General features: G+C 58.3%; 13 protein-coding genes and 1 riboswitch. Of the genes, 9 read left to right on the top strand and 4 right to left on the bottom strand.

Features of this window, described 5'->3' with window-relative positions:
* Positions 1-103 precede the first annotated feature (103 nt).
* The 3 genes from HHI26_RS01810 to HHI26_RS01820 are packed head-to-tail and all read right to left on the bottom strand — an operon-like array spanning position 104 to position 3,586.
* The gene (locus HHI26_RS01810; protein WP_171148476.1) at positions 104-1,255 is read right to left on the bottom strand and encodes a Gfo/Idh/MocA family oxidoreductase; all 1,152 of its coding nucleotides are present in this window, start codon (positions 1,253-1,255) and stop codon (positions 104-106) included.
* Positions 1,248-2,321 carry a sugar phosphate isomerase/epimerase gene (locus HHI26_RS01815; RefSeq protein ID WP_133842049.1) on the bottom strand — a complete coding sequence of 358 codons (1,074 nt, stop codon included), beginning with the start codon at positions 2,319-2,321 and terminating at the stop codon, positions 1,248-1,250. Before HHI26_RS01815 ends, HHI26_RS01810 begins: the two co-directional genes overlap by 8 nt.
* 23 nt (positions 2,322-2,344) lie before the next feature.
* Positions 2,345-3,586: an MFS transporter gene (locus tag HHI26_RS01820; RefSeq protein ID WP_159336653.1), complete on the bottom strand. Its 1,242-nt coding sequence runs from the start codon at positions 3,584-3,586 to the stop codon at positions 2,345-2,347.
* Positions 3,587-3,740: 154 nt separating this feature from the next.
* Between HHI26_RS01820 and HHI26_RS01825 the strand changes: the two genes are divergently transcribed.
* From HHI26_RS01825 to HHI26_RS01835, 3 genes are read left to right on the top strand one after another with little or no spacing between them, the layout of a single operon-like run.
* Entirely contained in the window at positions 3,741-4,403 is a 663-nt protein-coding gene (locus HHI26_RS01825) for an NAD(P)H-binding protein (RefSeq protein WP_133842051.1), read from the top strand.
* A gap of 1 nt (position 4,404) precedes the next feature.
* Complete coding sequence (locus HHI26_RS01830) at positions 4,405-5,037, top strand: NAD-dependent dehydratase (RefSeq protein ID WP_133842052.1); 633 nt, start codon at positions 4,405-4,407, stop codon at positions 5,035-5,037.
* A gap of 31 nt (positions 5,038-5,068) precedes the next feature.
* The gene (locus HHI26_RS01835) at positions 5,069-5,464 is read left to right on the top strand and encodes a hypothetical protein (RefSeq protein ID WP_133842053.1); all 396 of its coding nucleotides are present in this window, start codon (positions 5,069-5,071) and stop codon (positions 5,462-5,464) included.
* Between the two features lie 118 nt (positions 5,465-5,582).
* Here HHI26_RS01835 and HHI26_RS01840 read toward each other — a convergent pair whose 3' ends face one another.
* A complete protein-coding gene (locus HHI26_RS01840) occupies positions 5,583-6,857 on the bottom strand; it encodes an MFS transporter (RefSeq protein WP_171148477.1) in 1,275 nt (424 codons plus the stop codon).
* Between the two features lie 271 nt (positions 6,858-7,128).
* A riboswitch (guanidine-I (ykkC/yxkD leader) is annotated at positions 7,129-7,227 on the top strand.
* Positions 7,228-7,282: 55 nt separating this feature from the next.
* Between HHI26_RS01840 and HHI26_RS01845 the strand changes: the two genes are divergently transcribed.
* The 6 genes from HHI26_RS01845 to uca all read left to right on the top strand — a co-directional run bounded on the left by HHI26_RS01845 (position 7,283) and on the right by uca (position 15,030).
* Positions 7,283-8,341: a putative urea ABC transporter substrate-binding protein gene (locus tag HHI26_RS01845; protein WP_171148478.1), complete on the top strand. Its 1,059-nt coding sequence runs from the start codon at positions 7,283-7,285 to the stop codon at positions 8,339-8,341.
* A gap of 24 nt (positions 8,342-8,365) precedes the next feature.
* Positions 8,366-9,181, top strand: a complete 816-nt coding sequence (locus HHI26_RS01850; protein ID WP_171148479.1) for an ABC transporter permease subunit — start codon at positions 8,366-8,368, stop codon at positions 9,179-9,181.
* Positions 9,178-9,996 carry an ABC transporter ATP-binding protein gene (locus HHI26_RS01855; RefSeq protein ID WP_133842057.1) on the top strand — a complete coding sequence of 273 codons (819 nt, stop codon included), beginning with the start codon at positions 9,178-9,180 and terminating at the stop codon, positions 9,994-9,996. Before HHI26_RS01850 ends, HHI26_RS01855 begins: the two co-directional genes overlap by 4 nt.
* A complete protein-coding gene (locus tag HHI26_RS01860) occupies positions 9,980-10,687 on the top strand; it encodes an urea amidolyase associated protein UAAP1 (protein WP_133842058.1) in 708 nt (235 codons plus the stop codon). Before HHI26_RS01855 ends, HHI26_RS01860 begins: the two co-directional genes overlap by 17 nt.
* 11 nt (positions 10,688-10,698) lie before the next feature.
* The gene (locus tag HHI26_RS01865) at positions 10,699-11,334 is read left to right on the top strand and encodes an urea amidolyase associated protein UAAP2 (RefSeq protein WP_133842059.1); all 636 of its coding nucleotides are present in this window, start codon (positions 10,699-10,701) and stop codon (positions 11,332-11,334) included.
* A gap of 99 nt (positions 11,335-11,433) precedes the next feature.
* Positions 11,434-15,030: an urea carboxylase gene (gene uca / locus HHI26_RS01870; RefSeq protein ID WP_171148480.1), complete on the top strand. Its 3,597-nt coding sequence runs from the start codon at positions 11,434-11,436 to the stop codon at positions 15,028-15,030.
* The last annotated feature ends 142 nt before the right edge of the window (positions 15,031-15,172 follow it).

The raw sequence follows: 15,172 nt of genomic DNA on the forward strand, positions 1-15,172 counted from the left end.
CCATGTTGACCATGTTGACTATTGAAAAAACAGGGTAACACACTTCGGGAAAGGGCTGAATTCAACGGATGAACGGCCACGGGAAACCGTGACCGGGAGAGCGTCAGTCCTGGACGGTGATCCAGCGCTGCTGTTGATGGCTTTGAACCATCGCGTCAATAATGAACATGATATTCGCGCCATCGTGGAAGGTGGCAAAGTTGCCGACATCGGTGCCCGGCTGCTTGCCCGCCTGAATGTAACGGTAGAAGTTAAGCATCATGTTTTTAAAGGCATCTGGCCAGCCTTCGATATGCCCACCGGGGAAATGCGCCGTCGCGGCGACATCCGTGTTCAGCAAAGAGGGGTCGTCCGACAGACGCTGATTCGGCCCGTCGCGCTGGCCAAGCCATAACGTTTGCGGGGCTTCCTGATCCCAGCCCAGGGAGAGTTTGCTGGCGTTGATCTCAAACGCCAGGCGATTTTTACGTCCGGCGCTGACCTGCGATACCGTCATGCTGCCTTTGCTGCCGTCGTCGAAACGCAGCAGGACAGAAGCAAAATCTTCGGTTTCCACCGCCACCTTCTGATAGTCTTCCGCTGCCTTGCCCGAGGTGAAGGTGCTGCCGCCGCTAAGGCTGGCTTTCCGGCTTGGATGAACGATGGCGAAATCCGCCATAACGGCGCTGATTTTACGCCCGGTGACAAATTGCAGGGTATCGCACCAGTGCGAACCAATATCCGCCACGGTGCGCGACACGCCGCCTTTATCCGGCAGAATGCGCCAGTTAAAGTCCGTGTCATGCAGCATCCAGTCCTGTAAATAGCTGCCGTGAACCGCAAAAATACGCCCAGCCTGCTGATGACGGATCATACTGGCCGCCTGCTGCACCATCGCGAACTGTCGATAGACAAAACTCACCGCATGCACCACGCCCGCCTGTTCTGCCAGCGTCACCAGTTCGTGTGCTTCGGCGGCCGTCATACAGAGTGGCTTCTCGGAGAAGACGTGTTTTCCCGCCAGCAGAATCTGCCGGTTGATTGCCGCATGCAGATGGTTTGGCGTGCAGTTGTGCACCACCGACAGCCCCGGATGCTGGAGCAGTTCGGCCACATCGCCATAGGCAAAAGGCACGTTGTACTGCTGTGCTTTCTCCTGCGCTACCACCAGTGAACTGTCGCACAGTGCGACCACCTCAACGAAACCAAGGCGACGGATCGCCTCAATATGCGCCGGGCCAATGAAGCCCGACCCGACAATGCCCACTTTAATCATGTGAGTTGACTCCTGTGATGCCCAGCATCGAACGAATGGCGGTATCGGACTCGCCGGTAGCGGCGAAATCATCAAACGCGCGGTCGGCGACCGGAATAATATTCTGAGCAATAAACTGGGCCCCTTCGCGGGCGCCCGTGGCGGCGTCTTTCAGGCAGCACTCCCACTCCAGCACCGCCCAGCCGTCATAGCCGTACTGCGCCAGTTTGCTGAAAATGGCCTTGAAATCGATCTGCCCGTCGCCAGGTGAACGGAAGCGCCCGGCGCGCTCAATCCATGTCTGGTAGCCGCCATAAACGCCGCTGCGCCCTGATGGGGTAAACTCCGCATCCTTGACGTGAAAAGCTTTAATTCTGCTGTGATAAATATCGATAAAGGCCAGATAATCCATCTGTTGCAGCAGCATATGGCTGGGATCAAACAGGATATTGCAGCGCGGATGGTGGTCCACTGCGGCGAGGAAACGCTCAAAACTGATGCCATCGTGCAGATCTTCTGACGGATGCAGCTCGTAGCAGACGTCCACTCCGTGATGGTCGAAAACGTCGAGGATCGGCTTCCAGCGCACGGCCAGCTCGCTGAACGCGGTATCAATCAGTGCGGCTTTACGCGGTGGCCACGGATAGAAATAGGGCCAGGCCAGCGCCCCGGAAAAGGTGGCGTGCGCCGTCAGCCCCAGGCGGGCAGACGCCTGCGCCGCCTGCATCAGTACCCCAGTGGCCCACTGCTGGCGGGCGCGGGGATCATGACGAACCGCCTCCGGGGCAAAATCGTTAAACGCTTCGTCATAGGCGGGGTGCACGGCAATCAGCTGACCTTCCAGATGGGTGGACAGCTCGCTGATCGTCAGCCCGTATGCCGCCAGGCGTTCACGAATATCATCGCAATAGCTCTGGCTGTTCGCCGCTTTTTCCACATCGAAAATGTGCGGGTGATTACAGGGGATCTGCAACGCCTTGAAACCTAAATCCGCCGCCCACTGTGCGAGGTTATCCAGCGTATTAAAGGGCGCATCCTGGCCGATAAACTGTGACAGGAACAAACCCGGGCCTTTTAATGTCTTCATTGCATTCTCCTGAAGGGTAAAAATTAACGCTGTTCTTTGTAGCGGAACGAGAACAGGAAGATCACGGCGATCACCAGCGCGGCAACGGCCGGGATTAACCAGAACGTCGTCCAGTCACTCAGTGCATGCGGGCTCCCCGCCGTGAACAGATGGTTGTACAGCGCGCCGGAGATTTGCGAACCCAGCAGCATGCCGATGCCGTAGGTGAACATCACAATCAGGCTCTGCGCCTGGCCTTTCACCTGGGTGCCGGCCACGCGGTCGGTGTAGATAAAACCGATGACAAAGAAGAAGTCGTAGCAGACCCCGTGCAGCAGGATCCCGGCGTACAACAGCCAGCGCGCTTCATCGCTCACGCCATAAGCAAACAGCATGTAGCGCACGAACCACGCCACCATGCCGATCAGCAGCATGTATTTCACCCCCAGCCGGCGGAACAGCAGCGGGATAATCAGCATAAAGACGATTTCCGACATCTGACCGAAGGACATCGCGCTGCTGACATCCTGGATACCGACATCGGCAAGGAAGGTGGCGGTAAAGGCGTAATAGGTGCCCAGCGGGATAGAGATCAGCGTGGCGCAGAGAGCGAAAATCAGGAAGTGACTCTGCTTCAGCAGGCTGAAGGCATCCGCACAGAACAGGTCCCGTACCCGGAACGGCAGGCCTTTGGCCGGAGCAGGGGTGTGCGGCAGCGTCAGGCTGTAGGCAGCCAGCAGCACCGAACAGGCGGCAGCCAGCTGGAAGATCATCACGCTGGCGGAAATCCCACTGACGCCAATGCAGATCCCGGCAACAATCCAGCCGATGGTGCCGAACACACGCACCACAGGGAAACTTTTCTCACTGTTGCTCAGACTGTGAAACGCAATATTGTTGGTGAGTGCCAGCGTCGGCATGTAGCACAGCGTATAAGCGAACAGCAGCACAATCAGCAGCGAACCGTTTTGTGCTTCCAGCGCGCCGGGCACAAACCACAGGATCACAGCACCCGCCAGATGCAGCAGCGCCATCACTTTCTGCGAGGGGAAGAAACGGTCAACGATCATCCCCAGGACAAACGGCGAGAGGATCGAGGCAATCGGCCCGGCGGAGAAGGCATCGCCAATGATCGTCCCAAGGTTATGTTGGGTCATCACCAGGCCCAGCGTCACCGACCAGGTGCCCCAGATAAAGAACTGTAAAAACATCATTAATGCCAGGCGTGGCACCAGTAAAACCTGTTTACTGCCCGCAACGCCTGCATGCTCAACGGAAGAAACCATCGTCAGACCCCTTCATAAAGTAATCGATTACAATTAATCTCACGCACAATGTAATCGATTACTTTTATACTTTCCTGTGGCATTGCTGCGAAGTGCGAGGCGAGTCACAATCAATCAGCTAAGATTGAGGCTGGTTCATGATCTGGAGATCGCAATGAGTAAGGTATTTATTATTGGTGCGGCAGGCAATGTGGGCCGCCGTCTGGTCAGCCAGCTGGCACAGCGCGGGCATCAGCCGGTGGCACTTCACCGCCATCCCGAACAGGGTGAAGAACTGCAAAAGCTCGGTGCCCAAAGCGCGCCGGGGGACCTGACACGGCTGACCGTGGCCGGGCTCAGCGAGTTACTGCGCGGCTGCGACAGCGTGATATTTACCGCCGGTGCGGGGGGGAAAGGAGGGAAGGAAACCACGCAGGCCATTGATGGTAAAGGACTGGAGCTGGCCGTGGCGGCGGCGCAGCAGGCGGGCGTTTCACGTTTTCTGCTGGTGTCCGCTTTTCCTGAAGCCGGGCGCGCTAAGACAATTTCAGAGACCTTTGAATATTACATGGCAGTGAAGAAACAGGCCGATGTCCATCTGGCCGCCAGCGACCTTGACTGGGTGATCCTGCGCCCTGGCACGCTGACTGACGAGGCCGGAACGGGCCGCGTGAATGCCGGGCTGGCGATCCCTTACGGGAATATATCGCGCGATAACGTCGCCGCCGCGCTGGTGGCGCTGGTTGAACAGCCGCAGGTGTCGCACAAGCTTATCGAACTGACCGACGGCGATACGCCGGTGGATCCGGCTATCGGACGTCTGGCCGGGGAAGCATAAAATGAAGTTATTGCTGGCAGGAGCAACGGGACTGGTAGGCGGACAGGTTTTACGCCTGGCACTGCAAGATGAACGCGTCACATCGGTAGTGGCTCCGGTACGGCGGGCGCTGCCTGCACATCCTAAACTGCTGGCCCCGGTGGTCAATTTTGACAGCCTGCCGTGGAACGAACCCTGGTGGCAGGCCGATGCAATGGTCTGCACGTTAGGTACCACCATGAAAAAGGCACAAACGCGTGAGGCATTTAAGCGGGTTGATTACCATTACCCGCTGGCGATTGCGCGTCAGGCAAAAGCGCAGGGTGTTCAGACCTGTGTACTGAACTCGGCTACCGGTGCTTCTATCGCGTCGCGCTTTTTTTACAATCGGGTCAAAGGGGAGCTGGAGCGCGATCTTGCGCAGCTCGGGTTTGATTCACTGACGCTGGTGCGCCCGGGCCTGATTGGCGGAGAGCGTGAGGAAGCGCGGACGATGGAGGCACTGATGATGAGCTTCCTGCGGGTGGCGGGGCCGCTGCTGCCAAAACGGATGCGCCTGAATCCAGCACAGAATATTGCGCGTGCGCTGCTGGACGCGGCGCTGACACCACGGAAAGGCGTGCATATTGTCCCGGCGGCGGCATTATCGGACTGAGGGCAGGGTGAGAAAAAATGGAAATGGAAATATGAATTTAGTCACTGGAAAAAACAAAATCCTCGCTTTTAAAATTCTTTTCTCACTGACTGGCTGCCTGGTTGTCGTTGTCGTCCATCAACTGGGGTATCAGTGGTATATGGAACATTATCGGCCGCGAAGCCGAGGTGTGACTTTGGGATTTGTTAAGTTTTATATGCAATATGCTGTTATGCCGTTTATTTTCGTCTCATCTTTCTTGAAAGTTACGTTTTCACTTGCCGTTATGACTTTTATTTTTATATTGATGTTTTATGCCTGGTACGAAACTAACCCTCTCCGGGTATTATTGATGTTCATTTCAGGGTTGGCTGGCTATGGTTTTATCCTGCTATGTGTTTTGTTTGAAAAGAAAAAACTATTCAGGTGGTTTCTTAAAGATAAGTAATCAGTAAAACGTTTGAAACCGGTCAGCGTCATTATCATGATATTTCCAGAGGAGAGATGGGCTGGATGGCACCCCCGGAGTTCCTTCCGTGGCGCCATCAAAAAAATCTGCCCATCAGTCACTCATCCAGCTCTCGCCGGTGATCGTCCCCCCGCAGTGTCATCAGCGCAGCGATGCTGATCACCGCAGTCGCCATCACATAAAATGCCGGGATGTCGTTGTTGCCGGTCTGCTTGATCAAGCCGCTGATAATCAACCCGGCGCAACCGGAGAAGATTGCATTGGAGAGCGAATAGGCCAGCCCCAGTCCGGTATAGCGCACCCGAGTTGGGAACATCTCAGACAACATCGCAGGCCCCGGCCCGGCCAGCAGTCCCACCAGCCCTCCGGCAAACAGCACCACCAGGCACTTCACCCACAAGCCGATATCGGGCATCTGCAATACCTTCAGCAAAGGCCAGGCGAAAATCAGTAACATCACGCTGGCAAACACCATCACGTTACGACGACCGAGGCGATCGCTGAGTATCCCGGCGGGTAAAATCGTCAGGGCAAAGCCGATATTGGAGAGCACGGCAATCACCAGCGCCTGATTCAGCCCGGTATGCAACACTGACTGTAAATAGGTTGGCATCACCACCAGATAGGTGTAGCCCGCCGCTGACCACACCATTACCCGGCCAATACCCAGCAGGATCACCCGGAACACCAGCCCGCCGTCTGGCGCGCGGTGCTCAATGCTGGCCTTGCTGAAGGTGGGCGTTTCTTCCAGCTGCATCCGCAGCCAGAGCGCCACCAGCCCCAGCGGCAGCGCCGTCAGGAAGGGAATGCGCCAGCCCCAGCTGTGCAGCGCCTCACTGCTCAGGGTGGCCGTCAGCACCGCCACCATCGCCGCCCCGGCCAGCAGGCCAAAGGCCACGGTCAACGACTGCCATGCACCGTATAACCCTCTTTTCCCTTTTGGCGCAAACTCGGTCATCAGTGACACGGCGCCGCCGTACTCACCCCCGGCAAACAGGCCCTGAAGAATGCGCAATAGAGTAATAATCAGTGGAGCAGCCAGACCGACAGAGGCATAAACAGGCACCAGGCCTATCGCCGCTGTCGCCAGCGTCATCAGTATCAGCACCGCGATCAGCGTGGGTTTCCGGCCAATTCTGTCGCCGATGCGACCAAAAACAATCGCCCCCAGCGGCCGGAAGAAAAAGGCAATAGCGAAGGAGGCCCAGGTGAGGATGATCCCGGTCAGTTCAGATTCGCCCTGTAAGGTAAAAAAGTTACGGGCAATCACCGTGGCGAGAAAGCCATACACGGCAAACTCATACCACTCGATAAAGTTGCCGACGGCACCGGCAATCAGCGCCTTTCTGCGGACAGATTCAGACTGTGTCATGGTTCTCAGCACCTTATGATGAATAAAACAGCGTACTGCAAGGGTAGACAGGCAAACCGTTACCGACAATGCATTGTTTTAACGGGAAGTGATGACCGGGTGTCAGTATCGGGATGCACACTTCTGATGCAGTCTGCCAGAAAATGATGCCCCATAAACGAACGTGAGCGTTCACGCGTTATTAATAACCTCTTGTTTTGCAGTGAAAACCCTCCTGGCATAACTCTTGCTTTATCTTTTCCAAGCAGCAGCGTTATACCGATCACTGAACACAATAGCAGGCTAGGGTTCCGGTCCACGACGTGGATGACTGGTCCGAGAGCTGGCGACCTCGGTTGGGGTTACACGGCGGGATAAAAGCCCGGGAGACAGCAACACCACTGGTGTAGCGCTGCCCCGTATTATCCGCCAACACCGAGGTTACAATGAAATTTTCCCACATCCTCAGCATTTGCCTTCTCAGCGTCACCGCGCTGGTTAGCGTTCCTACCCAGGCCGCCCCTAAGAAAGAGTTCAATGTCTGCTGGACCATTTACGCAGGCTGGATGCCATGGGGCCAGATTGCCTCTTCCGGCATCATCGATAAGTGGGCGGTGAAATACGGCATTAAAATCCACGTCACTCAGCTCAACGACTATATCGAATCCATCAATCAGTACACCGCCGGACAGTTTGACGGCTGCACGATGACCAATATGGATGCGCTGACCATTCCCGCCGCCGGTGGCGTGGACTCCACCGCGCTGATCCTGGGCAGCTATTCCGAAGGCAACGACGGTGTGGTGCTGAAGGGGAAAGGCAAAACGCTGAACGACCTGAAAGGCATGAAGGTCTATCTGCCTGAGCTGTCGGTATCGCATTACCTGCTGGTACGCGGCCTGGAAAAAGCCGGATTGCAGGAAAAAGACGTTACGGTGGTTAACACCTCGGATGCCGATATTGTCTCTGCTTTCGCCACCAAGGGCGTGCAGGCCGCTGTCGCCTGGAACCCGCAGCTGTCGGTGATCAAAAACACCCCCAACACCAGCGAAGTGTTTGAGTCTTCACAGGTGCCCGGCGAGCTGATCGACATGATGGTGGTGAACAGCGCAGTACTGAAAGATAACCCGGCACTGGGTAAAGCACTGACGGGTGCCTGGTATGAAATGATGGCGCAGATGAAAGCGGGCGATAAAGACGCGCTGAGCGCGATGGCCGTCGCCTCCGGTACCGATCTCAGCGGCTATCAGGCCCAGCTCAAAACCACCCATCTGTTTTACACCCCGGCCGACAACCTGAAGTTTGTCACCGATGCCGAACTGGCGAAAACCATGCAGCGTGTGGCGAACTTCTCCTTTGAAAAAGGCCTGCTCGGCGATGGCGCGCAGAGTGCGGATTTCATCGGCATGAGCTTCCCCGGCAACGTGACCCTGGGCGACAACAGCAATATCAAACTGCGCTTCGACGACAGCTATCTGAAGATGGCGGCTGCCGGTACGCTGTGAACATCACTCTGAGGAGGCCAAACGATGCGGCAAATTAATCGACACCCTGAAAAGGGCCTGCACCTGATGCTGATTCTGCTGCCCTTTGTACTGGTGATCGCCGCGTACTTTATCGGTTCAACTGTGCGACTGGAGGCCAACCCCCACGACAAGCTGTTACCGGGACTGGGGCAGATGGCCGATGCGGTGTGGCGCATGGCGTTTACCCCGGACAAACGCAGTGGCGAATACCTGTTGTGGATGGACACCGCCGTCAGTCTCGGCAGGCTGCTGATCGGGCTGGGCATCGCCTCACTGCTGGGGCTGTGCTTCGGTATTGCGTCCGGGGTTTTCCCGATGTGGCGATCGCCGCTGTCGTCGTTTATGACGGTGTTCTCAATGGTCCCGCCGCTGGCCATCCTCCCGGTGCTGTTTATCGTCTTCGGCCTCGATGAACTGTCGAAAATTATGCTGATCGTCATTGGGATTACACCCATGCTCGCGCGTGACCTTGAGCAGCGGGCGCGGGAAATTCCGGTGGAGATCCTGATTAAGGCGCAGACCCTCGGGGCCAACAGCTGGACAGTGGTGCTGCGGGTGGTCTTACCGCAGCTGTTAACCCGGCTGCTGACCTCACTGCGCCTGCTGCTGGGATCGGCCTGGCTGTTCCTGATCTCCGCAGAAGCCATCTCATCCACCGCCGGGCTGGGCTACCGCATCTTCCTGGTGCGCAGGTACATGGCAATGGACGTCATTCTGCCGTACGTCATCTGGATCACGCTGCTGGCGTGGCTGATGGACCTCGGGCTGCGCCACCTTAACCGGCTGTGCTTCCCCTGGGCACAGGGAGAAAAATCATGAGTTTTATCGATATCAACCATATCTGGCAGGAGTACGGCAACCACGTGGTGCTGGAGAACCTCAACCTGAGCATTAACGAAGGGGAGTTCTGCACCATGGTCGGGGCCTCTGGCTGCGGGAAATCGACGTTTCTGCGCCTGCTACTGGGCCAGGAGAAACCGAGTCGAGGCACCATCCTGCTGGAAGGCCAGCCGCTGACGCCAGAGCCGGACGCCAGCCGTGGCGTCGTGTTTCAGCGCTACTCCGTGTTCCCCCATCTGAATGTGCTGGATAACGTCGCCATCGGGCTGGAACTGCCGCAGGCAGCGTTTCTCGGGCGTCTGTTTGGACGGCGTAAAAAAGCGGCACGTGAACAGGCCGCTGAGATGCTGGAGCGGGTTGGACTGGGGCATGCACTGGAGAAGTATCCGGCCCAGCTCTCCGGCGGCATGCAACAGCGGCTGGCGATCGCCCAGGCCTTTATTATGCGCCCGCGCATTCTGTTGCTGGATGAACCGTTCGGCGCGCTCGATCCCGGCATTCGCAAGGATATGCACAGTCTGCTGCTCTCGCTGTGGCAGGAAACTCAGCTGACGGTGTTTATGGTCACCCACGACCTGTCAGAAGGCTTCAACCTCGGCACCCGCCTGCTGGTGTTCGACAAAGTCCGCATCGACCCCCATGAGCCCAACGCATGGGGAGCGCGCGTGACCTACGATTTGCCGCTGAATGAAACTCGCCTGCGGCAGCGTCAGCAGCCGGGTGTGGTGATCCCGTACCCGGCACTGGCAGCACAATCATTTAACCCGGAGATTTCACATGACACATCCCTATGAAGAAACGTTACCCGGCGGCGGTCATACCTCGTTTGTGGTGAAACAGGGGCAGAGCCTGCGTTTGACGGACATCGAGGGGGGCGCCAATGTCAGCCTGATGCTGTTTAACGCCCATGAGAAAAGCGAGCGGCTGAACCTGCCGGACACGTTGAAAGGGCAACACACCGCGCGGCTGGGCGCAGGGCACTGCCTCTACTCCGATATGGGCCGCGTGCTGGCGGCCATCGTCACTGACACCTGTGGCTGGCACGACAGCTTCGGTGGCGTGTTGAACGCGGAGGAAGTGGCGGAAAAATACGGTCAGGGGCGCTATCAGGAACGGCGCAATGGTTTCCATCGCAACGGGATGGATAACCTGCTGATCGAGATGGGTAAATGGAATCTCAACCTCGAAGATCTGCACATGGTGCTCAATCTGTTCAGCAAAGTGACGGTAGATGAGCAGGGCGCATTCACCTTCCATCCGCAGCACTCCGCCCCCGGCAGCGTGGTAGAGCTGTATGCGCCGATGGATATCCTGGTGGTGCTGACTGCGCTGCCGCACCCGATGGACCCAAACCAGGAATACACGCCACGTCCGGTACGGCTTGCGCTGATGCCTGCCAGCGATCCGGCAGGGCTGACGCTGTGCAAAACCTCGCGCCCGGAAAATCTGCGCGCCTTCCAGAATATTGAGCGCTTTGTCGTATAAGGAGCCACCCGATGACGTTAACCACCAGTGACAAAAACCCTGCCGATGCGGTCTATCGCCACACGATCCCGGCGGGAGAGCCGTTCCTGTTTGAGGTAAAAAAAGGCCAGACGGTGCGCCTGCACGATCTGGAAGGTAACCAGGCGGTGGATACGCTGTTTTACCGCGCCGCCAGCCCGCGTGAGCGCTATGACGCCCAGCGCACGTTACGCCGTCAAAACAATGCCTATCTGACCTGCGGCAGCGTGCTTTATTCCAACCTCGGCAACCCGCTGCTGACCCTTGTTGCCGACACCTGTGGCCGCCACGATACGCTTGGCGGAGCCTGTGCGCAGGAAAGTAACACCGTGCGCTATCACGCCGATACGCGCTATATGCACAGCTGCCGCGATAACTTCCTCTGCGCCTGCCTGCACGACGGGCGGCTGAACAAGCGCGATATCACTGCCAACATTAACTTCTTTATGAATGTACCGGTGACGCCTGAGGGCGGCCTGACGTTTGAAGACGGGATCTCTGCCGCCGGGAAATACGTGGAGCTGCGCGCCGAATGCGACGTGATTGTCCTGATCTCCAACTGCCCGCAGCTGAATAACCCCTGTAACGGCTGGAACCCCACCGCCGCCGAAGTACTGGTGTGGAACTGATTGCTGACACGCAGCTGAGATAACGCATTTTCCCCTGAGGACGACCTCAGGCGGCCAGGATTCTGGCGGGACGGCCCGCCCTGATGTGAGTCTGCCTCTATGTTTACAAAACTGCTGATTGCTAATCGTGGCGCGATTGCGTGCCGTATTTTGCGTACGCTGCGTGCGATGGACGTTACTGGCGTGGCGGTCTTCTCCGAAGCGGATGCCACCAGCCTGCATATTCGCGATGCCGATGAGGCCATCAGCCTGGGCGATGGTCCGGCGGCGCAAACCTATCTGGTAGTGGAAAAAATCATTGCCGCAGCAAAGGAAAGTGGCGCGCAGGCGATCCATCCCGGCTACGGTTTTCTTTCGGAAAACGCGGCCTTTGCCGAGGCCTGTGACGCGGCAGGCATTGCCTTTGTTGGCCCCACGACACAACAACTCAGGCTGTTCGGCTTAAAACATACGGCACGCGCACTGGCGAAACAGCAGCAAATCCCGCTGCTGGAAGGCACCGATCTGCTGGCGGATGTTGACGCCGCGCTGACGGCCGCGCAGCAGGTGGGTTACCCGGTGATGCTAAAAAGCACTGCTGGCGGAGGCGGCATCGGTATGCGCGTTTGTCACGATGCTGACGGGTTGAGTCAGGCATTTGATGCGGTGAAGCGTCTTGGTCAGAACAACTTCAGCGATTCCGGCGTGTTTATCGAAAAATACATCGCACGTGCGCGCCATCTGGAAGTGCAGATTTTCGGTGACGGAGAGGGCGAAGTGATTGCCCTCGGCGTGCGCGACTGCTCCGTGCAGCGCCGCAACCAGAAAGTGATTGAAGAAACCCCGGCACCGAACCTGCCTGACGGCATGGCGGAAGCGCTGTGCAGCGCCGCCATCAAACTGGCAAAAGCGGTGAACTACCGCAGCGCAGGCACGGTGGAGTTTGTCTACGACAGCGCTTTACAACAGTTCTGGTTCCTGGAGGTGAATACCCGGTTACAGGTGGAGCACGGCGTGACCGAACAGGTTTGGGGCGTGGATCTGGTGCACTGGATGATTGCGCTGGCCGCAGGCACGCTGCCGCCGCTGAAGGAACTTTCCGTGACATTGTCACCTTCAGGTCATGCCATTCAGGCCCGTGTCTATGCGGAAGATCCGGGCCGCCAGTTCCAGCCTTCACCTGGGCTGCTCACCGACGTCAGTTTCCCGCCTGCCGACGGCGAAGCACTGCGTATTGATACCTGGGTGGAGTCCGGCTGCGACGTTCCGGCGTTCTTCGATCCGCTGCTGGCGAAAATCATCACCTGCTGCGCCACCCGCGAACAGGCCATCGCCGCGCTGGACAGCGCACTGAACGATACGCGTCTGTACGGCGTGGAGGTCAACCGTCAGTACCTGCAACAGATCCTGCACGCCGCGCCATTTGCCAGCGGAGAACCCTGGACGCGCTTTCTGGATGCCTTGCACTATCAGGCCACCACCGTTGAGGTGATGAGCGCCGGAACCCAGACTACGGTGCAGGATTTCCCCGGTCGCCTGGGGTACTGGGCGGTTGGTGTGCCGCCGTCCGGGCCGATGGATGATCGTGCATTGCGCTTCGGCAATCGCCTGCTGAACAACGCCGCCGATGCGGCTGCGCTCGAGATCACCCTGAGCGGCCCGACGCTGCGCTTTAACACCGCCAGCGTGGCGGTGGTGTGTGGTGCAACGCTGCCGATTACGCTGGATGGCAAGGCGCTGCCGATGAACCAGAGTTTCCTGATCCCGGCGGGTGCTACCTTAACGCTGGGCGCCATCGACGGAGCCGGAGTACGCAGCTACCTCTGCCTGCGCGGCGGCATCGCGGTGCCGGATTATCTGGGCAGCAAAAGTACCTTTACCCTTGGCCAGTTTGGTGGCCACGCGGGCCGGGCTTTGCGCACCGGGGACGTGCTGCACCTTGCCGAACTCAGCGATAGCTCGGCAGGTGTAACGCTGCCTGCGGCACTGACCCCGGCGCTGCCCGCCATCCGTACGCTGCGAGTGATCTACGGACCCCATGCGGCACCGGAATATTTCACCCCTGGCTATATCGACACCTTCTTTGCCACCGACTGGGAAGTACACTTTAACTCCAGCCGCACCGGGGTGCGCCTGATTGGCCCGAAACCGGAGTGGGTGCGTGACAGCGGCGGCGAGGCCGGGCTGCATCCCTCCAATATTCACGACAACCCGTATGCGGTGGGCGCGGTCGACTTTACCGGGGATATGCCGGTTATTCTCGGCCCGGATGGCCCAAGCCTCGGCGGTTTTGTCTGCCCGGTCACCATCATCGAGGCCGACCTGTGGCAGGTGGGCCAGCTTAAAGCGGGCGACCGTCTGCGCTTTGTTCCGGTAAATATCACCACAGCGCGCCAGCTGAACGCTGCACGTCATACCGAACTGCAACAGCTCGCCCCGGTGGAAGCGGTCTGGCAGGCCTCAGCGCTGCTCTCCCCGGTGGTGCTGGATATCGGCGAGGGCGATCGTCGCCTGGTAGCCCGGCTCTCCGGGGATACTCATCTGCTGCTGGAGATTGGTGCCCCGGAGCTGGACCTGGTGCTGCGTTTTCGCGGTCATGCGCTGATGCAGGCGCTGGAGGCGCTTACCCATCCGGCGATGATCGACCTGACGCCCGGTATCCGCTCACTGCAAATCCACTATCAGCCGGACGTACTGCCGCAGGAGGAACTGCTGACGATAGTTCGGGACTTGTGGCAGTCGGTAAGCAGTCAGGAGGATTTGCGCGTACCTTCCCGCGTGGTCTGGCTGCCGCTCTCCTGGGATGATCCGGCCTGTCAGCTGGCGATTGATAAATACATGACCACGGTACGCCGTGACGCGCCCTGGTGCCCGAGCAATCTGGAGTTCATCCGCCGCATTAACGATCTGCCGGACATCGATGCCGTATTCAACACGGTGTTTGCCGCCAACTACCTTGTGATGGGGCTGGGGGATGTGTACCTCGGTGCACCGGTGGCTACGCCGCTCGATCCGCGTCATCGCCTGGTCACCACCAAATACAACCCGGCACGCACCTGGACGGCGGAGAACTCGGTGGGTATCGGCGGGGCCTATCTGTGCGTATACGGTATGGAAGGGCCGGGGGGCTATCAGTTTGTTGGGCGAACGTTGCAGATGTGGAACCGCTACCGCGAGGTCGCCGACTTTGGTGGCAAACCCTGGCTGCTGCGCTTCTTTGATCAGATTAAGTTTTACCCGGTGTCATCGGAAGAGCTGCTGCGCATCCGCCGTGATTTCCCGCTGGGTCGCTACCCGCTGCGTATTGAGCAGACCGAGCTGGCGCTGGCCGATTATCAGCAGTTCCTGGCGGAGCAGGCGACGGGCATCAGCGATTTCCGTCAGCATCAGCATTCGGCGTTTAATGCCGAGCGCGAGCGCTGGATCGCCAGCGGTCAGGCGCATTTTGACAGCCAGGAAGTGGTGGTGGAGGTGACCGAGGACGCAGTACTGCCTGAGGGAAAACTCGCTGTAGAGAGCGCGATCGCTGGCAATCTGTGGCAGGTGAAGTGCGCAGTGGGTGACAGTGTCACGCAAGGTGATGTGCTGGTGATTATCGAAGCGATGAAAATGGAGATCCCGCTGCTGGCGCCAGTCAGTGGGGTGATTGAGTCCATCCGCGTGGAACCGGGGTCATCGGTGCGGGCAGGGCAATGTGTGGTGGTGATGGGCGTTTAATATCCTGGGCTGTGGCGCTGGCCGACCTAAACAAATGGCGACCTAAACAGTGGCCGACCGGAAAAAAGGTCGGCCACTACAACAAATCCCGAAATGAGCACAATCCCGTAGAGGTCGACCCTCTTTTCCGGTCGACCTTTTT

The sequence above is a fragment of the Erwinia sp. JH02 genome (assembly GCF_013074405.1).
In the GTDB taxonomy this organism is placed as follows: domain Bacteria; phylum Pseudomonadota; class Gammaproteobacteria; order Enterobacterales; family Enterobacteriaceae; genus Erwinia; species Erwinia rhapontici.